Source organism: Streptomyces sp. NPDC053513, from assembly GCF_044544765.1.
Classification (GTDB): domain Bacteria; phylum Actinomycetota; class Actinomycetes; order Streptomycetales; family Streptomycetaceae; genus Streptomyces; species Streptomyces litmocidini.
On sequence record NZ_JBITXP010000027.1, the window covers coordinates 31,745 to 53,890 of the forward strand.

The 22,146-nt window shown below is 74.2% G+C and carries 23 protein-coding genes; 9 read left to right on the plus strand and 14 right to left on the minus strand.

Going from position 1 to position 22,146, the window contains the following annotated elements; genetic code table 11:
- The first annotated feature begins 3 nt into the window (after window positions 1-3).
- Entirely contained in the window at window positions 4-333 is a 330-nt protein-coding gene (locus tag ACIGW4_RS31705; RefSeq protein ID WP_030691147.1) for a hypothetical protein, read from the plus strand.
- A gap of 3 nt (window positions 334-336) precedes the next feature.
- On the opposite strand, the gene ACIGW4_RS31710 is transcribed toward ACIGW4_RS31705, so the two are convergent.
- Both ACIGW4_RS31710 and ACIGW4_RS31715 read right to left on the minus strand, forming a co-directional pair.
- Window positions 337-1,335 (minus strand): zinc-binding dehydrogenase, encoded by a 999-nt coding sequence (locus ACIGW4_RS31710; protein ID WP_398713223.1) that lies wholly within the window; start codon window positions 1,333-1,335, stop codon window positions 337-339.
- Window positions 1,336-1,385: 50 nt separating this feature from the next.
- Entirely contained in the window at window positions 1,386-2,558 is a 1,173-nt protein-coding gene (locus ACIGW4_RS31715) for an FAD-dependent oxidoreductase (protein WP_359592076.1), read from the minus strand.
- A gap of 96 nt (window positions 2,559-2,654) precedes the next feature.
- Between ACIGW4_RS31715 and ACIGW4_RS31720 the strand changes: the two genes are divergently transcribed.
- The gene (locus tag ACIGW4_RS31720; RefSeq protein WP_260174422.1) at window positions 2,655-3,323 is read left to right on the plus strand and encodes a pentapeptide repeat-containing protein; all 669 of its coding nucleotides are present in this window, start codon (window positions 2,655-2,657) and stop codon (window positions 3,321-3,323) included.
- A 385-nt stretch (window positions 3,324-3,708) separates the two neighbouring features.
- On the opposite strand, the gene ACIGW4_RS31725 is transcribed toward ACIGW4_RS31720, so the two are convergent.
- Genes ACIGW4_RS31725 through ACIGW4_RS31735 form a run of 3 tightly spaced genes read right to left on the minus strand, consistent with a single transcriptional unit; the run spans window position 3,709 to window position 6,104 of the window.
- A complete protein-coding gene (locus ACIGW4_RS31725) occupies window positions 3,709-4,209 on the minus strand; it encodes a hypothetical protein (protein WP_123454072.1) in 501 nt (166 codons plus the stop codon).
- A 60-nt stretch (window positions 4,210-4,269) separates the two neighbouring features.
- Window positions 4,270-4,929 carry a response regulator gene (locus ACIGW4_RS31730; protein WP_398713898.1) on the minus strand — a complete coding sequence of 220 codons (660 nt, stop codon included), beginning with the start codon at window positions 4,927-4,929 and terminating at the stop codon, window positions 4,270-4,272.
- The gene (locus ACIGW4_RS31735) at window positions 4,926-6,104 is read right to left on the minus strand and encodes a sensor histidine kinase (protein ID WP_399584537.1); all 1,179 of its coding nucleotides are present in this window, start codon (window positions 6,102-6,104) and stop codon (window positions 4,926-4,928) included. The genes ACIGW4_RS31730 and ACIGW4_RS31735 overlap by 4 nt, the downstream gene beginning before the upstream one ends.
- A 132-nt stretch (window positions 6,105-6,236) precedes the next feature.
- On the opposite strand from ACIGW4_RS31735, the gene ACIGW4_RS31740 reads away from it, so the two are divergent.
- The gene (locus tag ACIGW4_RS31740; protein ID WP_398713895.1) at window positions 6,237-7,151 is read left to right on the plus strand and encodes an ATP-binding cassette domain-containing protein; all 915 of its coding nucleotides are present in this window, start codon (window positions 6,237-6,239) and stop codon (window positions 7,149-7,151) included.
- Window positions 7,151-7,957 carry an ABC transporter permease subunit gene (locus tag ACIGW4_RS31745; protein WP_398713893.1) on the plus strand — a complete coding sequence of 269 codons (807 nt, stop codon included), beginning with the start codon at window positions 7,151-7,153 and terminating at the stop codon, window positions 7,955-7,957. Before ACIGW4_RS31740 ends, ACIGW4_RS31745 begins: the two co-directional genes overlap by 1 nt.
- Window positions 7,958-8,000: 43 nt before the next feature.
- On the opposite strand, the gene ACIGW4_RS31750 is transcribed toward ACIGW4_RS31745, so the two are convergent.
- From ACIGW4_RS31750 to ACIGW4_RS31760, 3 genes are all read right to left on the minus strand, one after another.
- A complete protein-coding gene (locus ACIGW4_RS31750; RefSeq protein ID WP_399584540.1) occupies window positions 8,001-9,206 on the minus strand; it encodes an FAD-dependent monooxygenase in 1,206 nt (401 codons plus the stop codon).
- 105 nt (window positions 9,207-9,311) lie between these two features.
- On the minus strand, window positions 9,312-9,932 hold the full coding sequence (locus ACIGW4_RS31755; protein WP_015035223.1) for a response regulator transcription factor: 621 nt from the start codon (window positions 9,930-9,932) through the stop codon (window positions 9,312-9,314).
- Window positions 9,932-11,098: a sensor histidine kinase gene (locus ACIGW4_RS31760; RefSeq protein ID WP_398713889.1), complete on the minus strand. Its 1,167-nt coding sequence runs from the start codon at window positions 11,096-11,098 to the stop codon at window positions 9,932-9,934. Before ACIGW4_RS31760 ends, ACIGW4_RS31755 begins: the two co-directional genes overlap by 1 nt.
- A gap of 268 nt (window positions 11,099-11,366) precedes the next feature.
- Between ACIGW4_RS31760 and ACIGW4_RS31765 the strand changes: the two genes are divergently transcribed.
- Both ACIGW4_RS31765 and ACIGW4_RS31770 read left to right on the plus strand, forming a co-directional pair.
- Window positions 11,367-11,903 (plus strand): heme-binding protein, encoded by a 537-nt coding sequence (locus ACIGW4_RS31765; protein ID WP_123454085.1) that lies wholly within the window; start codon window positions 11,367-11,369, stop codon window positions 11,901-11,903.
- Window positions 11,904-11,986: 83 nt separating this feature from the next.
- A complete protein-coding gene (locus tag ACIGW4_RS31770) occupies window positions 11,987-13,378 on the plus strand; it encodes a M1 family metallopeptidase (protein WP_123454087.1) in 1,392 nt (463 codons plus the stop codon).
- Here the strand turns inward: ACIGW4_RS31770 and ACIGW4_RS31775 are convergent.
- The gene (locus ACIGW4_RS31775) at window positions 13,375-13,914 is read right to left on the minus strand and encodes an N-acetyltransferase (protein ID WP_123454089.1); all 540 of its coding nucleotides are present in this window, start codon (window positions 13,912-13,914) and stop codon (window positions 13,375-13,377) included. The two genes, ACIGW4_RS31770 and ACIGW4_RS31775, sit on opposite strands and share 4 nt — an antisense overlap.
- A gap of 129 nt (window positions 13,915-14,043) precedes the next feature.
- Window positions 14,044-14,619 (minus strand): TerD family protein, encoded by a 576-nt coding sequence (locus tag ACIGW4_RS31780; RefSeq protein ID WP_123454091.1) that lies wholly within the window; start codon window positions 14,617-14,619, stop codon window positions 14,044-14,046.
- Between the two features lie 115 nt (window positions 14,620-14,734).
- On the opposite strand from ACIGW4_RS31780, the gene arfB reads away from it, so the two are divergent.
- Window positions 14,735-15,172 (plus strand): alternative ribosome rescue aminoacyl-tRNA hydrolase ArfB, encoded by a 438-nt coding sequence (gene arfB / locus ACIGW4_RS31785; RefSeq protein WP_123454093.1) that lies wholly within the window; start codon window positions 14,735-14,737, stop codon window positions 15,170-15,172.
- Between the two features lie 96 nt (window positions 15,173-15,268).
- Here the strand turns inward: arfB and ACIGW4_RS31790 are convergent, their stop codons facing one another.
- Window positions 15,269-15,832 carry a flavin reductase family protein gene (locus ACIGW4_RS31790; RefSeq protein ID WP_123454095.1) on the minus strand — a complete coding sequence of 188 codons (564 nt, stop codon included), beginning with the start codon at window positions 15,830-15,832 and terminating at the stop codon, window positions 15,269-15,271.
- A gap of 260 nt (window positions 15,833-16,092) precedes the next feature.
- Between ACIGW4_RS31790 and cdgB the strand changes: the two genes are divergently transcribed.
- Together cdgB and ACIGW4_RS31800 are read left to right on the plus strand one after the other, a co-directional pair.
- On the plus strand, window positions 16,093-17,868 hold the full coding sequence (gene cdgB, locus ACIGW4_RS31795; protein WP_399584548.1) for a diguanylate cyclase CdgB: 1,776 nt from the start codon (window positions 16,093-16,095) through the stop codon (window positions 17,866-17,868).
- A gap of 73 nt (window positions 17,869-17,941) precedes the next feature.
- Window positions 17,942-18,907: a CBM35 domain-containing protein gene (locus ACIGW4_RS31800; RefSeq protein WP_399584551.1), complete on the plus strand. Its 966-nt coding sequence runs from the start codon at window positions 17,942-17,944 to the stop codon at window positions 18,905-18,907.
- Window positions 18,908-18,911: 4 nt separating this feature from the next.
- On the opposite strand, the gene ACIGW4_RS31805 is transcribed toward ACIGW4_RS31800, so the two are convergent.
- The 3 genes from ACIGW4_RS31805 to ACIGW4_RS31815 form a co-directional block, all read right to left on the minus strand.
- Window positions 18,912-19,832: a 1-phosphofructokinase family hexose kinase gene (locus ACIGW4_RS31805; RefSeq protein WP_399584554.1), complete on the minus strand. Its 921-nt coding sequence runs from the start codon at window positions 19,830-19,832 to the stop codon at window positions 18,912-18,914.
- 127 nt (window positions 19,833-19,959) lie between these two features.
- Window positions 19,960-21,114 (minus strand): N-acetylglucosamine-6-phosphate deacetylase, encoded by a 1,155-nt coding sequence (nagA, locus tag ACIGW4_RS31810; protein ID WP_359591862.1) that lies wholly within the window; start codon window positions 21,112-21,114, stop codon window positions 19,960-19,962.
- Window positions 21,114-22,064, minus strand: coding sequence for an ROK family protein (locus ACIGW4_RS31815; protein WP_359591861.1), 951 nt, complete (start codon window positions 22,062-22,064; stop codon window positions 21,114-21,116). The genes nagA and ACIGW4_RS31815 overlap by 1 nt, the downstream gene beginning before the upstream one ends.
- Window positions 22,065-22,146: the final 82 nt, after the last annotated feature.

Below are 22,146 nucleotides of genomic sequence, written 5' to 3' on the forward strand. Positions count from 1 at the left end.
GGCATGGACATTGAGCAGCGGTTCCAGCGGATCACCGGCTTCATCGAGGCGCGGCTGACGCCGCTCTTCGACCCCGCCAACGGCAGCGACCACGGATTCGGCATGGACGACACGTCGAGGGCGCTGCGGGCCCTGCGCTACACCGTGCAGGCCGCGTCGGCGGTGAACGGTCTCGTGGAGAAGCGGGAGACGGCGCCGGAGCTGCGCCAGGTCGTCGACCAGGCGCTGGAGCACAACTGGGACGTGCTGCGCTCCATCGCCCGGATGTGGGAGGACCACCCCGACTTCACGAAGGAGTTCAAGGCGCACTCCTGGGACGTGCTGGGCGTCTGACCCTCAGGGGACGAGCACCACCTTGCCCGTCGTGCCCCGGTTCTCCAGGGCGCGGTGGGCCTCCGCCGCCTGCGCGAGGGGGAAGCGGTGGACCGCTGGGCGGAGGGTGCCGGTGGCCGCGGCGTCCAGGGCGGCGAGTTCGAGCGTACGGATGTCACCACCCGCCTTCTGGATCATGACGGGGCCGAGGACGGACTCCGAGGTGATCCCGCGGGCGGTGAGCTCCTCCTCGGTGAAGGTGAGCGGTTCGCCGTCGTGGAGTCCGGCTCCGGACCAGCCGAAGACCAGGTGCTGTCCGCCCTTGCCGAGCAGGTCGACGGCGGCGCGGCCGGTGTCGCCGCCGACCGAGTCGAAGACGACGGTCGCCGAACGGTCCCCCAGGTACGCGCGGACCTTCTCCGGCCAGTCGGGCCGCGTGTAGTCGACGGCCAGGTCGGCGCCGTTCGCCTCGACGAGGGCGGTCTTCGCGGGGCCGCCGGCGAGGCCGATGACGGTGGCGCCGGCGTTCTTGGCGTACTGGACGAGCAGGGTGCCGATGCCGCCGGCGGCGGCCGGGACGATCGCGACCGAGTCGGGGCCGAGCTCGGTGAACCCCAGGATGCCGAGCGTCGTGCGACCGGTGCCGATCATGGCGACGGCCTCCGCCTCGCCGAGGTGGTCGGGCAGGGCGTGGAGGCGGGCGGCGTCGGTGACGGCGAGTTCGGCGTAGCCGCCGGGGTTCATGCCGAGGTGGGCGACGACCCGGCGGCCGAGCCAGGCCGGGTCGGTGCCCTCGCCGAGGGCGTCGACGGTCCCGGCGACCTCGCGGCCGGGGATCGTGGGGAGTGCGGCGGGCGCGGGGAACGGGCCCGTGGCGCCCTCGCGGAGGGCGGTGTCGAGGAGGTGCACGCCGGCCGCCGCGACCCGGACACGGACCTGGCCGGGGCCCGGGACGGGGTCGGGCGTCTCCTCGTAGGTGAGGTTCTCGGCGGGGCCGAAGGCGTGGAGGCGGATGGCGTGCATGACGTTCCCCTGTCGTCGTACGGGTGGGCCGGTGGGTCCACCCTCTGACCTCAAGCGCGCTTGAGGTCAAGGCGATCGAGATGATCTGCCCGCAGGGCGAGCGACACCGCCTCGACCGCGCTCGTGAACGACACCTCCGCGAGCACGCCCGGCGCCGCCACCTGGTCGCCCACCAGGTACACCCCGTCGCCCCGGTCGACGGCCGGCCGGTCGCGCCAGGTCGTGCCCGGCCGGTCCACCGCACCCGTACGGCCCTGGGAGACGGACTCCCGCCGCCACACCTCCCGCTCGCGCCAGCCGGGGAAGCCGAGGTCGAGCAGCCGCTCGGCGTGCGCGACGCCGTCCGCCTTCGACGCGTCGGGGCCGATGGGCAGCTGCGCCTGGATCAGCTGCTGCCCGGCCGGCGCCAGCGAGGCGTCCTGCGCCGTGTACCGCTCGATCCAGCCGGGCGCGTCCAGGTCGGACACCACGAACGGATCGCCCTTCCGGGTCCGCAGCGCCAGGTCGAACAGGACCGTACGGCCGCTCTCCCAGGTCAGCGACGGGTCGCCGAGGAGCCGGGCGGCGGCGGGCAGCGCGGTCGCGACGATCACGGGACCGCCACCGAGCGGCAGGGCGTCGACCCGGGAGGACGTCTCGATCCGTACGCCGAGCTCACGCGCGCGCGTGGCCATCCGCTCGATCAGCTCGCCCCAGCCGCCCCGGGGGTAGTGCGCCTCGGGCGGCAGGGAGGCGGACCGGTGCAGCCGCTCCTGCACGAAGCGGGCGGAGAGGGAGCCGGGGTCGTGGTGGAAGAGCGCGACCGCGCTGTACGAGGCCGCCACGCGCGCGGTGCGCTCGCCCGCGAGACCGGTGACCCAGGTGTGGAAGTCGAGGTCGACGGGGGCTTGTTCGGGGCTGCGGCGGGCCTGGCGGAACAGGCTCAGCGGCGGGGTGCGGCGCACGGCGCCGTCGCGGTGGACGCGGAACCGGAGGGCCTCGGCGGCCGGCAGCGCGGCGAGCGGGGGGATGAGACCCCGCTGCTCCAGCCAGGTCCAGTGGGGGCCGCCGTCGTAGAGCGCGTGCGGGCCCTCGTTCGTGCGGTACGGGCCGTCGGCCGTGCGCGCCCGGCCGCCGAGCGTCCGGTGCGCCTCGTGGACGGTCACCTCGGCGCCGGCCTCGGCGGCCGTGAGGGCGGCGGTCAGTCCGGCGAAGCCGCCGCCGATGATCGTGAGCTTCCGCATGTCCGTCTCCTCGTGTCGGTTTCACACGGGGGACGGCGGGAGGTGCCGCTGATGTGACATCGGGGCGTTGTCAGTGGCGTACATCACGATGGGGTCATGGCGGTGACACGGAAGAAGAAGGTGGCGGGGGCGCGGCGGCCGGAGGTGCGGCTGCCGGCCCTGGAGGCGTACGGGGGCGGGCTCGCACCGGACGGGGACTACGACGGCCTCGAACTGGCCGGGCTCGACCTGACGGGCCAGTCGGGCGAAGGGGCCCGGTTCCTGGACTGCGCGCTGCGCGAGTGCGGGCTCGACGGCACGCGGCTCACGGGTGCGCGGTTCCTCGACTCGGTGCTGACGGGGGTACGGGGAGTGGGCACCGAGCTCGCCGGGGCGCAGCTGCGGGACGTGGAGCTCGTGGAGGCGCGGCTCGGCGGGGCGCAGCTGCACGGGGCGGTCCTGGAGCGGGTCGTCGTCCGGGGCGGCAAGAGCGACTACCTCAACCTGCGGGCGGCGAAGCTGAAGGACGTCGTCTTCGAGGGCTGCGTGCTGAGCGAGCCGGACTTCGGGGGCGCGGTCCTGGAGCGGGTCGAGTTCGTGGACTGCGTGCTCACGGGCGTGGACTTCACGGGGGCGCGGCTCACGGACGTGGACCTGCGGGGGGTGCAGCGCCTGGAGATCGCGCGGGGGGTGGAGTCGCTGGCGGGTGCGGTGATCTCCGCGGCGCAACTCCTGGACCTGGCGCCGGTGCTGGCGGCGCGGCTTGGGGTGCGGGTGGAGGACTGACCCCGCGCCGGACGCCCCCGCGGGGCGGTGCCCCCGCCGTTGCGGGCTGCGCCCGCGGGGCGGTGCCCGCCCCCGCGCTCCTCCGCTGTGGGCGCCCACCTGCCGGGGCGGTGCCCACCCCCGCGCCCCCCCGTTGTGGGCAGTCGTTCCGCTGGGGCGGAACGGGTGGGCACAACGGACCCGCGCCCTGCCGGCGCCAGAGGCTTCTGTGCCTGGACCCGCACCGGGCTGTGTGCCGAACTGGTGGTGCGGGTTCAGGCGCGGGACGCGGAGGCGCCGCTGATGGGCGCCGTCCCGTGTGCCCACCCGTCCCGCCCCAGCGGGACGATTGCCCCCACGGGGGTGGGCGGGGGCACCGCCCCGGCGGGCGTGGGCCCCGTGGGGGCTATGGCAGGCGGGGGAAGCGGGACTGGAGGGTCCAGATGGTGGGGTTGTCCGCCAGGCCCTCGTGCATGTCCGTGAGGTCCGCGATCAGGTCGTGCAGAAAGTCCCGCGCCTCGCGCCGCAGCTCGGCGTGGTTGAAGGTGATCGGCGGCTCGTCGCCCGGCATCCAGTCGGCCTCGACGTCCACCCATCCGAAGCGGCGCTCGAAGAGCATCCGGTCCGTGGACTCGGTGAAGTCGAGCTCCGCGTACTGCGGTTGCGCGGCGCGGCTGCCGCGCGGGTCCTGGTCGAGCTGCTCGACGATGTCGCACAGCGCCCACGCGAAGTCGAGCACCGGCACCCATCCCCAGGCCGTGGACACCTCGCGGTCGGTCTCCGTGTCGGCGAGGTACACGTCCCCGCAGAACAGGTCGTGACGCAGGGCGTGGACGTCCGCGTGGCGGTAGTCGGTCTGCGGAGGGTCGGGGAAGCGACGCGAGAGGGAGTAGCCGATGTCGAGCACGGGACCGATGGTGTCACGGCACCGGCCCCGTCTCGTACGCGAGGACCACCGGCCGTGCTCTCACGGCACCAGGCCCGTCTCGTACGCGAGGATCACCAGCTGTACCCGGTCGCGGGCGTTCAGCTTGGAGAAGAGGCGTGCCACGTGGGCCTTCGCGGTGGCCGCGCTGATGTGGAGCCGTTCGGCGATCTCGCCGTTCGACAGGCCCCGGCCGACGAGGGTGAGGACCTCCCGTTCGCGCTCGGTGACCCCGTCCAGGTCGCGCGGCGGCGGGCGCGTGGGCTCCGGGCGCGCCGCGAACTCCTCGATCAGGCGGCGGGTCACGCCCGGTGCGATCAGGGCGTCGCCGGAGGCCACCACCCGGATCGCGGCGAGGATGTCGTCGAGGGCCATGTCCTTGACGAGGAAGCCGCTCGCGCCGGAGCGCAGCGCGCCGTACACGTACTCGTCGTCGTCGAAGGTGGTGAGGACGAGGACCCGGGGCGCGCCGGGCCCCGCCGTGACGATCCGGGTGGCCTCGATGCCGTCCATGCCGGGCATCCGTACGTCCATCACCACCACGTCGGGTCCGAGGTCCCGGGCCAGCGCGACCGCCTCCGTGCCGGTGCCCGCCTCGCCGGCGACGTCCAGGTCGGGCGTGTCGGCCATGAGGACGCGCAGCCCGGCCCGGACCAGGGGCTGGTCGTCGACGAGGAGGACGCGGATCGGGGCGGTGCTCATGAGGCGGGGATTCCTTCCGGGTGATCGGCCGGCAGCGGCAGCAGCGCCGTGACCTGGAAGCCGCCGCCGGGCCGGGGCCCCGCGGTGAGGCTGCCGCCGAGGAGCGCGGCACGCTCGCGCATTCCGACGAGACCGTAGCCGCCCCCGGGAGCCGCGGCGGGCGTGCCGCGGCCGTCGTCGGCGATCTCGACGAGCAGGGTGTCGGTGCGCCGCTCCACCGTCACCCGGCAGGTGGGCGCGGCCGCGTGGCGGACGACGTTGGTCAGGGACTCCTGCACGATCCGGTACGCCGCGAGGTCGACCTCCGGCGGGAGCGACACGTCGGGGTTGCCGAGGTGCCGCAGTTCGACCCGTACCCCCGCGTCCGCCGTGGACGCGGCGAGCCGTTCCAGGTCGGCGAGGCCGGGTGCCGGGTCGCGCGGCGCGGGGCGACCGTCGGCAGCGGCGCCCCGTAGCGCGCCCAGGGTGCGGCGCAGACCGGCGAGGGTCTCCCGGCTGGTGGTCTCGATGGTGGCGAGCGCATTGCGGGCCTCGGCGGGCTGGGTGTCGATGACCCGGCGGCCGACGCCCGCCTGGATGGCGATGACGCCGATGCTGTGCGCGACGACGTCGTGCAGTTCGCGGGCGATCCTGAGCCGTTCGGCGGCGACGGCCTCGGCGGTGGCCGCGGCGCGCAACTCCGCGGCGTGGCCGCGTCGTTCGCGTACGGACCGGCCGAGGAGCCCGGCGGTCAGCAGCGCGAGCGCGAGGGCCACGACGGTGCTGACGAAGACGTCCTGCCCCGAGGTGGTGTACGTCGCGGCCGCGATCTGGACGCCGAGCGCGCCGAGGGCGGTGGGCAGCAGGACCCGGAGCGGGTGCAGGGCGGCGATCCGGCCGACGACGGCGTCGGCGGCGAGCACCGGGAGGTAGAGGAGCACGGCGTCCGGGCGGGTCGTCGCCGCCGCGAACACGCCGGCGAGCAGCAGTCCGAGCGCGGCGAGCGGGTTACGGCGCGCCAGGGGCAGGGTCAGGCACACGGCGACGGCGGTGAGGAAGAGCCGCAGCTCGGTCGAGCGGTACGGGCCGGTCCGGACGCCGATGAGGAGCAGGAGGGGCTGCGCGACGGCCGCGCCCCAGGCGAGGGCCGCCGACACCCGCCCGTGGGGCGGGCGGTCGGTCGGGGTGGCGGGCATGGCCCCGATCGTAGGGGCGGCCGTGCACCGGGTCATCGGCCCCCGGGCGTACGCCCCCGGGCCACTCCGGTGGACGGGTCGTGGCCGCCGGGCCGATGTGCCGGAGGGCGCCGGACGGCCACCGTGGACCGCATGATCGAAGTGCGTGAACTGACCAAGCGCTACGGCCGGCCGGGCCGGTCCCGCCTCGCCGTCGACCGGCTCGGGTTCGGTGTGGAGCCGGGGCGGGTGACCGGGTTCCTCGGGCCCAACGGAGCCGGGAAGTCGACGACCCTGCGGCTGATCCTGGGGTTGAACGAGCCGACGTCCGGGACCGCCACCGTCGGCGGGCGGCGGTTCCGGGAGCTGCCGCGCGGGCTGCGGCACGTCGGGGCGCTGCTCGACGCGCACGACGTGCACGGCGGCCGGACCGCGGAGGCCCATCTGACGGCGCTCGCCCGCACCAACGGCATTCCGCGCCGCCGGGTCGGCGAGGTCCTCGACGAGGTCGGGCTCGCCGAGGCGGGACGGCGGCGCGTCGGCGGCTACTCGCTCGGCATGAGGCAACGCCTGGGAATCGCCGCCGCGCTGCTCGGCGACCCTCCCGTGCTCCTCTTCGACGAGCCGGTCAACGGCCTGGACCCGGAGGGCGTGCTGTGGGCGCGAGGGCTGTTCCGGCGGCTCGCCGCCGAGGGGCGGACGGTGTTCGTCTCCAGCCATCTGATGAGCGAGATGGAGCACACCGCCGACGATCTCGTCGTCATCGGCCGCGGCCGGCTCATCGCGGCCGAGAGCGCGGCCGCGTTCGCCGCGCGCGGCACCCGCCGGAGCGTGACCGTGCGGACGGCCGAGCCGGCCGCCGCCCCGGGCCTCGCCGACGCCCTCGGAGCCGAGGGCGCCACCGTACGGACGGAGGAGGGAGTGCTGACCGTGACCGGGATCGACGCGGGCCGGATCGGGGTCCTCGCCTTCCGGCACGGCGTCCCGCTCGCCGAACTGACCACGCGCGCCTCCTCCCTCGAAGAGGCGTTCATGGAGCTCACCGCCGACAGTGTGGAGTACCGCTGATGCCGAACGCCCGTTTCCGCGACCTGCTCGCCGCCGAGTGGACGAAGCTGTGGTCGCTCCGCTCCACGCCCTGGGCCTTCGCCGTCGGCGCGGTCGCCGTGCTCGGCGTCAATCTCAACGCGACCCTCGCCGACCACCGCAACTACCCGAACTACTCGGACGGCATCAAGGAGCTCTTCGTGCCGATCTGGGCGATGCGCGACGCGTTCACGCTCGGCGGGGCCATGGTGTTCATCCTCGCGACCGGCTCGATCGGCGCGCTGGTGATCGTCGGCGAGTACGGCACGGGCCAGATCCGTACGACCTTCGCGGCCGTCCCGGCCCGCCGGTCGGTCGTCGCGGCGAAGACGCTCGTCCTCGCCGGGGTGATGCTGGTGTACGGGGCGCTGGTCGCCGGGGTCTCGTTCGCCGTCACGCAGTCCGTGCTCGACGGGCGGGGCGTCGGCATGGCGATCGGCGACGAGGGCGTGCCGCGGGCCGTCGCCGCGTCGGCGCTCCTCGCGCCGGTGTGCGCCCTCGCGGGCTTCGGCCTCGGGGCGCTGCTGCGGCACACCGCGACGACGATCGTCACCCTGACCGGTGTGCTGCTCCTGCTGCCGGCCCTGATGGACGAGCGCGACCGCTGGGGTGCGACGTTCCTGCACGCCCTGCCCCAGGGCGCGTGGAAGCGGCTCACGGAGGTGGGGGACCCGCCGGTGCCGGTGGACTTCCCGTGGACCGCCGGCGGGGCGTGGACCGTGTACGCGGCCTGGGCGGCGGGCGCGGTGGCGGTGGCCTTCCTCGCCGTCCACCGTCGGGACGTGTGAGCCGGTGCGGGGTCAGCGCCGGGACGTGTGAGCCGGTGCGGGGTCAGCGCCGGCCGTGGACCGCCCGTGCCACCCGGGGGCCCAGCCAGCGCTTGAGGCGGCGCAGGGGCTCCAGTTGTTCGGCGGCGCGGTCGATCCGGTAGTACAGCTGCGGGGGGACGTGCGGGAGCAGCGGGGAGTGGCGCTGGCCGAGGAGCGCGAACATCCTGGCCGGTTCCAGGTTCATGTAGCGCGGGAGGTTCTCGTACCACTGGGCGCTGTAGCGGGCGGCGCTCTGCGCGGAGACGAGTTCGGCGCGCCGCCGCCTGCCGTACGCGGTGAGGGCGGCGTCGAGGTCGCCGGGGGCGCGCAGGGCGTCCGCGAGGGCGAGCGCGTCCTCCAGGGCGAGGGTGGTGCCCGCGCCGATGGAGTAGTGGGTGGTGTGGGCGGCGTCGCCGAGGAGGACGAGGTTGCCGCGGTGCCAGACCCGGTTGGTGAGGGTGCGGAAGGTCAGCCACTGGGCGGCGCCGTCGGCGCGTTCGCGGCCGATCAGCTCGTGCCCGTCGAGGAGGTCGTGGAAGAGCTTCTCCAGGAGGTTCAGGCTGTCGGCCTCGCCGCGCGTGTCGAGGCCGAGGCCGGTCCAGGTCTCCGGGGAGCACTCGACGACGCACGTGGAGCGCTCGCCGCTGAAACCGTAGGCGTAGCACCAGATCCAGCCGTGTTCGGTCTCCTTGAAGGCGAAGCTGAAGGAGTCGAAGACCTTGGTGGTGCCGAGCCAGACGTAGTGGTTGCGGCCGCTGGTGACCTCGCTGCCGAAGTGGTCGGCGTACGCCTCGCGGAGCACGCTGTTGACGCCGTCGGCGGCGACGACCAGGTCCGCCCCGGCCAGTTCGGGCGCGTCCGGGCCGGGGACGTCGTGCTCGAACTCGATCCGTACGCCGAGCTCCTCGGCGCGGTCGGCGAGCAGCGCGAGCATCCGCCGCCGTCCGATGCCGAAGCCCGCGTCGCCGCGGTGGACGGTCCGCTCGTCGCGGACGATGGCGACCCCGTCGGTCCAGGTGACGGAGGCCTCCGCGACCGCCGCCGCGGACTCCGGGTCGCCCGCGCGCAGTTTGTCGAGGAGCCCCGCCCAGTACGTCACGCCCCAGCCGTAGGTGGAGCCCTCGGGGTTCCGTTCGTACACGGCGACGTCGTGGGACGGATCCTGCCGCTTCAGCAGGATCGAGAGGTAGAGGCCGGCGGGTCCGCCGCCGACGATCGCGAGCTTCACGTGCGCTCCCACTGAGACATGACACCGTGCGGTCGAGAGACGACGCACCGTAGCAGTGGGGGCGGCCGGACGTGGGGGAACGGCACCCAAGTCCAGCCCTACGGCTTACGGCAGCAGGCGTCGCTCCTTCGCCACCGCCACCGCGCCCGCGCGGGTGTCGACGCCGAGCTTGGCGTAGATCCGGCCGAGGTGCGTCTTCACCGTCGCCTCGCTGATGAACAGCGCCCGCGCGATCTCCCGGTTGCCCAGACCGCGCCCCAGCTGGCCGAGGATGTCCCGCTCCCGGTCGGTGAGCGAGGGGCCCGCCGCGCCCCGCATGCGGTCCATGACCCGGCTGGCGACCGGCGGGGAGAGGGCCGTCCGGCCCTGGGCGGCGGAGTGGATCGCGGCGAACAGCTCCTCGGGCCGCTCGGCCTTCAGCAGGTAGCCCGTCGCGCCCGCCTCGATCGCCCGCGTGATGTCCGCGTCCGTGTCGTACGTGGTGAGGACCAGGACGTGGACGCCGGTGGGCGCGATCCGCCGCGTCGCCTCCACGCCGTCGATGCCCGCGCCGAGCTGGAGGTCCATCAGGACGACGTCCGGCTTCAGCTTCGCCGCCATCGCGACGGCCTCCTCGCCGCTGCCCGCCTCGCCCACCACCTCGATGTCGGGGGTGCTGCCGAGCAGCGCGAGCAGACCGGCGCGGACGACGACGTGGTCGTCGCAGAGGAGGATCCGTACGGACATCAGGACTCCAGGGTGAGCGGGATCGCGGCGGAGAGCACCGTGCCCTCGCCCGGGGTGGACTCGACCGTCAGGGTGCCACCGAGCTGCTGGGCGCGCACCCGCATCGCGGGCAGGCCGTGGCCCCGCTCGGCCTGCTCGCGCGCGAGCGCCGGGTCGAAGCCGCGGCCGTCGTCGGCGATGTCCAGGACCACCTGGTCGTCGAGGTAGGTGAGGGTCAGGGCGGCGGAGTCGGCGGCGGCGTGCTCGCGGATGTTGGCGAGGGCGCCCTGGGCGATCCGCAGCAGCGCCGCCTGCACGCGGTCGGGCAGCGGCACGGCGATCCCGTCGACCCGGAAGGCCGCCGACTCGCGGGCGGCGAGGGCGCGCAGGGCCTCCTCCAGGCCGCCGCCTCCGGCGAGGTCGGCGGGGGCGAGGTCCTGCACGAAGCGGCGGGCCTCGGCGAGGTTGCGTTCGGCGATGGACTCGGCGGTGCGGACGTGCCGGCGGGCGGTGGACGGGTCGCCGTCCCAGAGCCGGTCGGCGGCCTGGAGCAGCATCTGCTGGCTGGACAGGCCCTGCGCGAGGGTGTCGTGGATCTCCATGGAGAGGCGTTGGCGCTCCGCGAGGGTGCCTTCGCGGCGTTCGATCGCGGCGAGTTCGCGGCGGGTGCGGATCAGGTCGTCGATGAGCGCCCGCTGCCGTGCGGCCTGCCGCTCGGAGTACACGAAGACGCCGGTGGCGAGGGCGGCGACGGCCGGCGGGGCGACGATCAGGTTCGGGTCCCAGCCGCCGTGCGAGAGCTGGACCTGCGCGAAGACCACGAACGCGGTGAGCAGGGTGACCAGGCCGAGCGCGGCGCGCGGCGGGAGGGTGCGCAGGCCCGTGTAGAAGAGCGGCACCGCGCACCAGGCGAAGCTGGGCGCGAGGACGACGAGGACGACCCAGACGGCGACGACCGTGCCGAGCCAGGCGGTCCGGCGCGGGGTGGCGCGGGTGCCGAGCACCGGGCCGAGGAGGTAGAGGGAGGCGAGTGCGCCGGTGAGGGCGATGATCCAGGGGCTGCGGGCCTCCCACGCGTGCCGCAGCAGGAAGCGGGCGAGGGAGGCGCCGAGCAGCAGGAAGAACGCGATGTGCATGATCCGCGCGAGCCGGCGGGCGTCCGGGTCGTGCTCCGTGGGCCGGGTCACCGTGCCGCCTCCCTGCCTTCCTGACCTGCGTGTATCTCTCCATGGTGGCCCGGAGGGACCAGCGGGGCATCAACCGATCGGCTGACGGGCCCGTCGTCCGGTGTGCGCGCGGAGGGCAGCCGGTCCGTGGACCGGTGGGCGCCGGTTCCGGCCGGAGGATGGACGCAGAGCGAAGGACGGACCGGGCGGGACGAGAGACCCGACGGTCCGCTCCGGGCTCGACGGCTTCTCCTCCTCCCTCTCCTCCTCACCTTCAACGGAGTCCCTCATGAAGAAGATCCTCCTCGGTGCCACCGCCGCCGCTGTCGTCGCCGCCGGTACCTTCGGCGTGGTCTCCGCGAACGCCGCCGCCCCGGCGGCCGCTCCCGCCGCCGTCACGGCCGACGCGGACAACGGCAACCTCCGGACGACGACGCACCTGACGGTCGAGGCCGCCACGAAGGCCGCGCAGGCGGCCCTGGACGCCGCCGAGCAGGAGAACCAGCGGGTGTCCGTCGCGGTCGTGGACCGCAACGGCAACACCCTCGTCACCCTGCGCGGCGACGGCGCGGGCCCGCAGTCCTACGAGTCGGCCGTGAAGAAGGCGTACACCGCCGTCTCCTGGAACGCCCCCACCTCCGTCCTCGCGGGCCGCCTCACGAACGCGCCGACCCTGAAGGACATCCCCGGCACCCTCTTCCTCGCCGGCGGCGCCCCGGTCACCGCCAAGGGCGCCCCGATCGCGGGCATCGGCGTCGCCGGCGCCCCCTCGGGCGACCTCGACGAGAAGTTCGCCCAGGCCGGCGTCGCCTCGCTCGCGAAGTAACGCCCCCCCAGCTGGTGGTGGCGCCCGGATCCCCCGCCGGGCGCCACCGCCTTTTTTCGTTTTTGACCTTTTAAGATCGGTACGTGTCACGACGCAGCCGGACCTCAGCCGCCGCCCTCGCCGCCCTCGCGCTGCTCGCGACCGGCTGCGCCGACCTCGGCAGCGGCGTCCGGGGCACCCCCGGGGCCGCCGGGCTGCGCGATCCGTACTTCCCCAAGCTCGGCAACGGCGGCTACGACGTCGGCCACTACGGCCTCACCCTCGCCTACGACCCCGCCTCCGGGCGCCTCGACGGCACCGCCGAGATCACCGCCCGCGCCACCCAGGACCTCAGCGCCTTCAACCTCGACCTCGCCGGCCTCACCGTGCGCGGCGCGACCGTCGACGGCGCCCCCGCCGCGTACAACCGGGCCGGGAACGAGCTGACCCTCCGCCCCCGCGAGGAGCTCCCCGAGGGGGCGGAGTTCCGGGCCACCGTCACCTACTCGGGCGTACCCGAACCGATCACGGACGCCGACGGCTCCGAGGAGGGCTGGCTGCGCGCGCCGGACGGGGCGGTAGCCGTCGGCGAACCCACCGGCTCCATGGCCTGGTTCCCGGGCAACCACCACCCCTCCGACAAGGCCTCCTACGACCTCACGCTCACCCTCCCCGCCCGGTTCGAGGGCCTCTCCAACGGCGTCAGGACCGCGCGGCGCACCGAGCCGGACGGGCGCGTCACCACCGTGTGGCACACGCCCGAACCGATGGCGAGCTACCTCGCGACGGTCGTGATCGGCCGGTACGAGACGACCACGGCGACCGCCCTCGGCACCGTGCCCGTCCTCACCGCCGCCGAGCCCCCCGCCGTGGCGGGCAGCGCCGCGCTGCGGAAGGAGGTCCCCGGGATCCTCGCCCGCCAGGTGAAACGCTTCGGCCCCTACCCCTTCTCCGCCGCCGGGGTCGTCGTCACCGGCAACAAGAGCCTCGACTACGCCCTGGAGACCCAGAGCCGCCCCCTCTTCCCGGCCGACTCCTTCGACCGGTCGACCCTCGTCCACGAGCAGGCGCACCAGTGGTTCGGCGACTCCGTCACGCCGAAGAGCTGGCGGGACATCTGGCTGAACGAGGGCTTCGCGACGTACGCGGAGTGGCTGTACGCGGAGGAGTACGAGCACGTGCCCGCGCGGACCCGCTTCGAGCGGGCCTTCGCCCAGGACGCGAACTGGGCCTTCCCGCCGGCCGCCCCGCCCTCCGCCGAGAACCTCTTCGACCCGCCCGTGTACCAGCGGGGCGCGATGGTCCTGCACAAGCTGCGCGAGACGGTCGGCGACCGCGTCTTCGACGAGATCCTGCGCGGCTGGGCCGCGAAGTACCGCCACGCCAACGCCACCACGGACGACTTCACGTCCTACGCGGAGGCCGTGGCGGGCCGCGACCTCGACGCCCTGTGGGACGTCTGGCTCCACGGCGACGGAAAGCCGGCCAGACCCTAGACCGGGGACTTCCGCAAGCCCTGGACCAGGGACTTCCGCATCACGACGCACGGGCGGCCGTGGGCGAGGTCCGGGCGCCGGTCCGTCTCCTCGTAGCCCAGCGCGGTCCAGAAGGCCAGCGCCTTCGGGTTGTTCTCCAGGACGGCGAGCCGCAGCCCGGTGCGGCCCTCGGCGCGGAAGCCGGTCTCGACGTACGTGGCGAGCCGACGGCCGTACCCGGCGCGCCGCGCGTCGGCGTGGACCATCAGCAGGCCGAGCCACGGATCGGTCTGGAGCGGATCGGGGTGGCGGCCGAGCGTGACCGCGACGGCGACGAGCCGGCCCTCGGCGCGGGCGAGGAGCACCTCGGCGGTCGGCTGCGCGAGCTCGTCGGCGAGGGCGGCGGCGACCTGCTCGGGCCGGATGTCGTCGGGGTCGGGGAAGTCGCCGCTGAGCTGGTGGAACTCCTGGTTCGACGCGTACAGCGCGGTGAGTTCGGTGAGCAGCGGCCCGGGGAGGGCGTGCGCTTCCGTGCGGGGGAGGGCTTCGACGATCACGCGGAAAGGGTAGGGCCCCGGCGGGGATCCCGCCGGGGCCCTGACGGCGCGTGGCGCCCGTCCGTCGGAAGGCGACGGTCCCGTCATCCCGTCAGCGGACGACGGGTCCGTCAGGAGGCGACGGCTTCGTCAGAGGTTGACGCCGAAGTCGCGGGCGATGCCCTCCAGGCCCGAGGCGTAGCCCTGGCCGACGGCGCGGAACTTCCACTCGGCGCCGTTGCGGTACAGCTCGCCGAAGATCATGGCCGTCTCGACGGCGGCGTCCTCGGAGAGGTCGTAGCGGGCGATCTCGGCGCCGCCGGCCTGGTTCACGATGCGGATGTACGCGTTGCGCACCTGGCCGAAGTTCTGCGTGCGGGCGACCGCGTCGTAGATGGAGACCGGGAAGACGATCTTGTCGACGTTCGGCGGGAGGGCCGCGAGGTTGACGTTGATCTGCTCGTCGTCGCCGCCGCCCTCGCCGGTGCGGTTGTCACCGGTGTGCACGATGGTCTGGTCCGGCGTCGACTTGTTGTTGAAGAAGACGAAGTGGGCGTCCGAGGCGACCCGCCCGGCGGCGTCCACGCCGATCGCGGAGGCGTCCAGGTCGAAGTCGGTGCCGGTCGTGGTGCGGACGTCCCAGCCGAGGCCCACGGTGACGGCGGTGAGGCCCGGGGCCTCCTTGGTCAGGGAGACGTTGCCGCCCTTGGACAGGCTCACAGCCATGGAAAGTCCCTTTCGTCGTTCAGTCGTCGCCTGGAGAAACGCGTGCGCGCCCCCGGCGGTTCCCGGTGGTCCCGGGGCGAAAACAGGATGACTCCCGCCGCCCCCTCCGGGGAACATGGAAGGCATGTCCGGTCCCTATCCCATCCGTGGCTCCGTCTCGCTGCCCGAGGCCGAGCTCCAGTGGCGTTTCTCGCGGTCGTCGGGGCCGGGCGGCCAGCACGTGAACACCAGCGACTCGCAGGTGGAGCTCCGCTTCGACCTCGCGGCCACCGACGCGCTCCCCGAGGTGTGGAAGGCCCGCGCCCTGGAGCGCCTCGCCTCCCGCCTGGTGGGCGGCGTCGTGACGGTCCGCGCCTCGGAGCACCGCTCCCAGTGGCGCAACCGCGAGACGGCGGCGGTCCGCCTGGCCGCGCTCCTCGCCGAGGCGACGGCCCCGCCGCCGAAGCCCCGCCGGCCGACGAAGATCCCGCGCGGGATCAACGAGCGGCGGCTGCGCGAGAAGAAGCAGCGCTCGGAGACGAAGCGCATCCGGCAGTCCCGCGACTGGAGCTGACGCGACGCCCGTGGCCGCGACGCCCGTGGTCGTGGGGCTCGTGGCCGTGGGGCGCGTGGGGCCCGTGGCCGTGGGGCCTTCGGGTCGGGAGCCCCCTCAGCCCAGTCGGCGGTACTTCCCCTGGAAGTACGTCAGGGGGCCGGCGTTCCCCGAGGACAGACCGACCGTCAGGACCCGGCCCACCACCAGCGTGTGGTCGCCGGCGACGACGCGGCTCTCCGTGCGGCACTCCAGGACCGACAGCGCGCCGTCGACGAGCGGGGCGCCGCTCTCCTCGCCGCGGGTGTACGGCAGGTCGGCGAAGAGGAGCCGGTCGCTGACCCGGTTCTTCATGGCGAAGCGCCCGGCGACGTGCCGCTGGTCCTCGGCGAGGATCGACACCGCCCAGGCCGGGACGTCGGCGAGCAGGTCGTCCATGCGGGAGCCGTTGCGGAGGCTGACGAGGACCAGGGGCGGGTCGAGGGAGACCGACATGAAGGCGGTGGCCGTCATGCCGACGTCCTCGCCGCGCGGGCCGTCGTCGGGATCGTGCGCGGTCACCAGGACCACGCCCGCCGCGAGGCGGGACATCGCCGCCCGGAACTCGTCGTTGCTCACCCCCTCAGCATGCGGGATGGCCAGATCGGACACGGGGGGCGAGGCGGGAGTCTTCTGGAGCACCTCTGCACGCTAGCTCCGGCCGCCCGCGGCCCGCATCGGGCCCGGGGACCAGCCGGGTACGGCCGCCGGACCTAGGACCCGGCATATGCCGCGGACGGGGGGATCCGCCATGAGCTGCTGTGACTTGAGTCACAGAGGGCAGTAATTGCTGACCCTGTGTACCGGGTGCGCAGCTCGCTGTGATTCAGTGGCGGTGACAGTGCAGCACGAAGCCGATGAGAACCCTGGAGTTGCTGTCGAGGTCTCGGGGAGAGCGAGCGATGGAGACCGAGTCGGAGCCTTACGTCCGTCTCTCGACCCTGCGGCAGCTGCATCAGGTCGTGGCGGACCTCAACACTGCCCGGAGCCTGGCGGACACCCTGCAGACCGTCGCCGACGGTGTGGTCGCCGGCCTCAACTACGAGCTGGCCTGCGTCAACCTCGTCCGTCCCGACGGTGACCTCGTCGTCGCCGCCTTCGCCGGAAGCTCCGCCGCGGAGGCCCTGATCACCGGCCGCGTCGGCTCCCGCTCCTCCTGGGACCGCCGCCTGTCCATGGGCGTCGCCTGGGGCGACCTGCGGTTCATCCCGCACACCGAGGGCTGGGTCCTCATGGAGGACGACGTCCCCCAGTGGCACACCGACGGCCCCGCGCCCCGCTTCGAGGACGAGTGGCACCCGCACGACCGCCTCTACGCCCCGATGTACGCCCCCACGCTCGGCTCCGCCCGCACGGGGGGAGCCCCGTCCGGCTCCGGCCGTGAGCTCCTCGGCGTCATATCCGTCGACCGCCCGCGCAACGGCCGGCACCCCGGCCCCTGGGGCCAGGAGGCGCTCCAGATGTACGCCTCGCAGTCGGCGATCGCCATCAGCAACGCCCGCCTCCGCTCCAACATGCAGCGCGCCCTGGTCCGCCTGGAGCGCGAGCAGCAGGCCCTGCGGGCCAGCGAGGAGTCCTTCCGGCAGGCCTTCGAGTACGCCCCCTCCGGCATGGCCATCGCCGAGATGGGCGGCGACCAGCACGGCCGGCTCCTCCGCACCAACGACGCCCTGTGCCGGCTCCTCGGCCGGCCCGCCTCCGTCATGCGGCGCTACTCCTTCGCCGACCTCGTCCACCCCGAGGACATAGGGACGCTGCTCCGCACCTCCGCCGAGGGCGGCCGGGCCGAGCTGCGGCTCGGGCGGCGCGACGGCACGTACGTCTGGGTCTCCCTGCGGAACTCCGTCGTCGCCGACACCGCCGACGGCCCCCGCTTCCTCCTCACCCACGTCGAGGACATCGAGGAGCGCAAGCGGCACGAGCTCCAGCTCGCCCACCGCGCCTCGCACGACGCCCTCACCGGCCTCCCCAACAGCGCCGAGCTGCGCTCCCGGCTCTCCGCCCGGCTCTGCGAGCGCCCGTCGGCGCCGGGGGGCGAGGCGGCGTACGGCGGCGGGTACGACGCGCGGCGGGACGGCGGCTACGGGGCGGGCCACGACGGCGGCTACGAGCCCGGGTACGAGGCCTCCCACGACCCCTCCTACGACTCCGGTCACGAGCCGCAGCCGTACGAGCACGAGCACGAGCACGGCTTCGGCTTCGAGCCGGCGGGCGGCGCGGGGCCGTACGACCACCACGTCCACATCGTCGCGCCCACCGGCGGCGAGACCGACGACGGGACGAAGGGGCTCGCGGTCCTCTTCTGCGACCTCGACGGCTTCAAGTCGATCAACGACCGCTTCGGGCACCACACCGGCGACGCCGTCCTCATCGAGGTCGCGCGCCGGCTCACCACCGGCGTGCGGGACGGCGACACCGTCGCCCGGCTCGGCGGCGACGAGTTCGTCGTCCTCGCCGACGGCCTCGGCGCGGCGGACGCCGCCGACCTGGCCGTGCGCCTGCGCAACGCGATCATTCCGCCGATCCGGGTGGACGGGCGGGCGGTCCGTGTCGGGGCGAGTTTCGGCATCGGCTGGGCCGAGTGCGGGATGACCGTGGAAGAGGTCCTGAACTCGGCGGACCAGCGGATGTACGTGGAGAAACGCTCCCGCGCCAAGGTCCACCGCCGGGCGGGCTGAGCCGCGTGCTGGTCCGTTCGGGGTAGGCTCGCCCGGTCGGCGACGGCTGGCGAGCATGGAGAGGATGACCCGGATGGCTTCCGGTAACGACGGCGCGAACACGCCCGAGGACGACGATCCGTTCGGCTATCTCTACGAGGACGGCCAGACAGCGGGTGCCCGGCCCCCGCAGGGCGGCGGCTACGGCTACCCCGGCCCCGCTCCCGCCCAGCCGGGCGTGCCCCGGACCTCGTACAACCAGGTCAGAACGGTCGGCGAGCGCCAGTACGGCCACCACCAGCAGCAGGCGTACGTGCCGCCGCAGCAGCAGTCCCCGTACGGCCGGCCGCAGGCGCAGTACGCGGCACCGGAGACGTACGGCGCCCAGCCGCAGACCCGCCCGGTCCCGCCCCAGCGCGGCGGCTCCGGTCGGGGCCCCAACACCAAGGGCCTCCTCGCGGGCGCCATCGCGGTCGTCGCGGTCGTCGTGATCGGCATCGGGGTCGCCCTGATCAACAACTCGGGCAAGGAGAACGACAAGGACTCCCAGGCCGGCGGCGGCACGCCGTCGACCGCGCCCACCCAGGTCTCCGAGTCCCCGAGCACCGAACCGACCCCGGAGAAGACCTCGGAGGAGCTCCCCAAGCAGGACGCGGCGACGCTGACGCTGGGCGGGTCGGCGACGACCGGGACCGGTGTGAAGGGCGCGAAGGGCACGAACGGCGCCTACGTGACCCTGAGCGGCGTGGGCAGTTCCGCGAGCTGGTCGGTCGACGTGCCGAAGACCGGCGAGTACACGCTCCGCATCACGTACAGCGTGCCCGGCAAGGACGCCAAGACGTCCCTGACGGTCAACGGCGAGGCGCCCCGCGAGATCAACATGAGGAACTTCGCGAACGCCGCCGAGGGCGACTGGGAGAAGGGCTGGACCTACACCTACTCCTACGTGAACCTGAACAAGGGGTCGAACGCGCTCAAGATCTCCTGCGAGGCGGGGGACTCCTGCGAGGCGATCCTCGACCAGGTCTACCTGGAGGCCGGGCACACCGGTAAGGGCTGACCCCTCAGGGGGCCTCCTCCGTCACCTTCACCCGTGTCAGCAGCTCCTCGTACGCCGGCGCGTCGAACTCGCCGGCCACCGGGGAGAGGACCGTCGCCGCCGAGAGGGCGACCGCGCGGGTGAGGCGGTCGGGCCAGGGGGCCTGGTCCACCAGGCCCGAGAGGAGGCCGGCGACGGCGGAGTCGCCCGCGCCCGTGGGGTTGCCCTGGACGACGGCGGGCGGGGTCGCGCGCCAGACGCCCTCGGGGGTGGCGGCGAGCAGGCCCTCGGGGCCGAGCGAGGAGACCACCGCGCGGGCGCCCCGGCGGCGGGCGTCGCGGGTGGCCCGGTGGGGTTCGCGGGCGCCGGTCAGCTGGGCCAGTTCGTCGGCGTTGGGCTTGACCAGGTCGGGGCGGGCGGCGATGCCGCGCCGGAGGGGTTCGCCGCTGGTGTCCAGGAGGACGGGGACGCCGGCCGTCCTGGCGAGGCGGACGAGTTCCGCGTACGCGCCGACGTGGATGCCCGGCGGGAGGCTGCCGCAGAGGGCGACCGCGCGGGCTCCGTCGAGGAGCGCCGTGAAGCGGGTGCGGAAGGCGGTCCACTCGGCGGCGGTGACGGTCGGGCCCGGTTCGTTGAGCTGGGTGGTGTCCCCGCTCGCGGTGTCGACGACGGCGACCGTGCGGCGGGTGGTTCCGGTGGTCTCGACGAGTTCGTCGCGGACCGGCGTCGACGCGAGCTGGTCCCGCAGGGTCGCGCCGGTGGCGCCGCCCGCGAAGCCGGTGGCGACGGTCTCGTACCCGAGGGCGGCGAGGACGCGGGCGACGTTGAGCCCCTTGCCGCCGGGGCGCTCGATGACCTGGGTGACCCGGTGGGAGGCGTGCGGGGTGAGGGCGGGGACCCGGTAGGTCAGGTCCAGTGCCGTGTTGAGGGTGACCGTGAGGATCACGACCTGTCCGCCCCCCGTACTCGGTGTGAAGTCCTGTGGAACGTGCGTTCCGACGGGCACCGATCATGCCAAAGGAAAGGCGGTTGGCCCAGACCCGCGGCCGACCGCCTTCGCGCGTGACACCTGATCAGGCGGCCGTGCCCGTCGTCGGGTCGACGATCCATTCGCCCTTGCGCATGACGCCCCTGAGCTCGAACCCGGCGTCGAGGACGACGATGTCGGCGTCCTTGCCGGGTTCCAGGGAGCCGACGCGGTCGTACATGCCGAGGAGGCGGGCCGGGTTGGCGGAGATGGCCTGGACGACCGCTTCGACCGGCAGGCCGTCGACGGTCGCGGCGCGCTTGAAGGCGCGGTCCAGGGTGAGGGTGGAGCCGGCGATGGAGCCGCCCTCGACGAGGCGGGCGACGCTGTCCTTCACGTCGACGGCGAGCGGGCCGAGCATGTAGCGGCCGTCGCCGAAGCCGGCGGCGTCCATGGCGTCGGTGATGAAGGCGACGCGTTCGGGCCCCGCGTGGTGGAAGGCGAGTTCCAGGGCGGCGGGGTGGAGGTGGGTGCCGTCGTTGATGAGCTCGACGGTGATCCGCTCGTCCTCCAGGAGGGCGGCGATCGGGCCGGGGGCGCGGTGGCCGAGGGCGGGCATCGCGTTGTAGAGGTGGGTGGCGACGGTGGCGCCCGCGTCGATGGCCGCCCGCGTCTGCTCGTACGTGGCGTCGGTGTGGCCGATGGCGGCGATGACGCCGTGCTCGGCGAGGAGGCGTACGGAGTCGAGGCCGCCGGGCAGCTCGGTGGCGAGGGTGACCATCCTGGCCTGGCCGCGGGCGGCGTCGACCAGCTTGCGGACCTCGGCCGGGTCGGGGTCGCGGAGCAGGCTCTCGTCGTGGGCGCCCTTGCGGCAGGGGGAGATGAAGGGGCCCTCGAAGTGGAGGCCGGCGATCTCGCCCTGTTCGGCGAGTTCGGAGAGGAGCCCGGCGCGGCGGGCGAGGAAGTCCGTCTCGGCGGTGACGAAGGAGGCGACGACGGTGGTGGTGCCGTGCAGGCGGTGGGTGTGGACGCCCTTGAGGACCTCGTCGACGGTGCCGGAGGTGAAGGAGGCGCCGCCGCCGCCGTGGTTGTGCAGGTCGACGAAGCCGGGGACGAGCCAGTGGCCGGTCAGGTCGACGGTGGGGGCGCCCTCGGGCGCCGAGCCGGCGATGCGGTCGCCGTCGACGATCACGCGTCCGTTCTCGACCGTTCCGGTGGGCAGCACGACGTGTGCGCCGGCGAGAACCTTGTGATCGGCCATCAGGCGGAAACCTCCGAGTCGGTGGGGCGCTGTGCGGCGAGAAGGTCCCAGGCGAGGAGGCCCGCGCCCAGGCATCCGGCGGTGTCCCCGAGGGCCGCCGGGACGATGGCGGGCAGCTTCTGGAACGTGACGCGTTCCTCCACGGCGGCCCGGAGGGGTGTGAACAAGGTTTCCCCGGCCTCGGCGAGACCGCCACCGATGATGAGCGTGCGGGGGTCCAGCAGGGTGAGCGCGGTGACGAGCCCGTCGGCGAGGGCGTCGACGGCGTCCTGCCAGACCCGTGCGGCCGCGGGGTCGCCGGACTCGACGGCCTTCGCGCAGTCGGCGGCGTCGGCGTCGGGGTCGCCGCTCGCCTCGGCCCAGGCGAGGGAGACGGCGGAGGCGGAGGCGTACCGCTCCAGGCAGCCGCGCTGGCCGCAGCCGCAGTCGGTGCCGCCGGGGCGGACGACGATGTGGCCGATCTCGCCGGCGTAGCCGTGGGCGCCGGCCTCGATGCGGTCGCCGATGCCGATGGCTCCGGCGATGCCGGTGCCGAGGGGGACGAAGAGGAAGCGGTCGGCGCCGTTGCCCGCGCCGATGCGGCCTTCGGCGAGGCCGCCGGTGCGGACGTCGTGGCCGAGGGCGACGGGGACGCCGTCGAGGCGGGCGCTGAGGAGTTCGCGCATGGGAACGTCGCGCCAGCCGAGGTTGGCGGCGTAGACGGCGATGCCGTTCTCGGCGTCGACGATGCCGGGGACGGCGACTCCGGCGGCCGCGGCGGGCTCTCCGTACCGCTCCTGGCCGAGGGCGCGGAGCTCTTCGGCGAAGCCGAGGATGGTCTCCACCACGGCCTCGGGGCCGCGCTCGCGCCCGGTGGCGCGGCGGGCCTCGTGCAGCAGGGTGCCGTCCGCGCCGACGAGGGCGGCCTTCATGCCGGTGCCGCCCACATCCAGGGCGATGACGTGTCTCACGGGGGACAGTGTGTCGCTAGAGGGCCCAAAAGGTCTAGTCCACTTTCGAGGATTGTTGCGTACGGATACAAATTCGAAGGCC

Bases quoted from the DNA above. Each gene is read 5' to 3' on its own strand.
- ACIGW4_RS31780 (WP_123454091.1), bottom strand. From the start codon at position 14,619: ATGGCTGTGAGCCTGTCCAAGGGCGGCAACGTCTCCCTGACCAAGGAG.
- nagA (WP_359591862.1), bottom strand. From the start codon at position 21,114: ATGGCCGATCACAAGGTTCTCGCCGGCGCACACGTCGTGCTGCCCACC.
- ACIGW4_RS31715 (WP_359592076.1), bottom strand. From the start codon at position 2,558: ATGCGGAAGCTCACGATCATCGGCGGCGGCTTCGCCGGACTGACCGCC.
- ACIGW4_RS31745 (WP_398713893.1), top strand. From the start codon at position 7,151: ATGCCGAACGCCCGTTTCCGCGACCTGCTCGCCGCCGAGTGGACGAAG.
- ACIGW4_RS31705 (WP_030691147.1), top strand. From the start codon at position 4: ATGGACATTGAGCAGCGGTTCCAGCGGATCACCGGCTTCATCGAGGCG.
- arfB (WP_123454093.1), top strand. From the start codon at position 14,735: ATGGAAGGCATGTCCGGTCCCTATCCCATCCGTGGCTCCGTCTCGCTG.
- ACIGW4_RS31730 (WP_398713898.1), bottom strand. From the start codon at position 4,929: ATGAGCACCGCCCCGATCCGCGTCCTCCTCGTCGACGACCAGCCCCTG.
- cdgB (WP_399584548.1), top strand. From the start codon at position 16,093: ATGGAGACCGAGTCGGAGCCTTACGTCCGTCTCTCGACCCTGCGGCAG.
- ACIGW4_RS31735 (WP_399584537.1), bottom strand. From the start codon at position 6,104: ATGCCCGCCACCCCGACCGACCGCCCGCCCCACGGGCGGGTGTCGGCG.
- ACIGW4_RS31800 (WP_399584551.1), top strand. From the start codon at position 17,942: ATGGCTTCCGGTAACGACGGCGCGAACACGCCCGAGGACGACGATCCG.
- ACIGW4_RS31720 (WP_260174422.1), top strand. From the start codon at position 2,655: ATGGCGGTGACACGGAAGAAGAAGGTGGCGGGGGCGCGGCGGCCGGAG.
- ACIGW4_RS31740 (WP_398713895.1), top strand. From the start codon at position 6,237: ATGATCGAAGTGCGTGAACTGACCAAGCGCTACGGCCGGCCGGGCCGG.
- ACIGW4_RS31755 (WP_015035223.1), bottom strand. From the start codon at position 9,932: ATGTCCGTACGGATCCTCCTCTGCGACGACCACGTCGTCGTCCGCGCC.
- ACIGW4_RS31765 (WP_123454085.1), top strand. From the start codon at position 11,367: ATGAAGAAGATCCTCCTCGGTGCCACCGCCGCCGCTGTCGTCGCCGCC.
- ACIGW4_RS31710 (WP_398713223.1), bottom strand. From the start codon at position 1,335: ATGCACGCCATCCGCCTCCACGCCTTCGGCCCCGCCGAGAACCTCACC.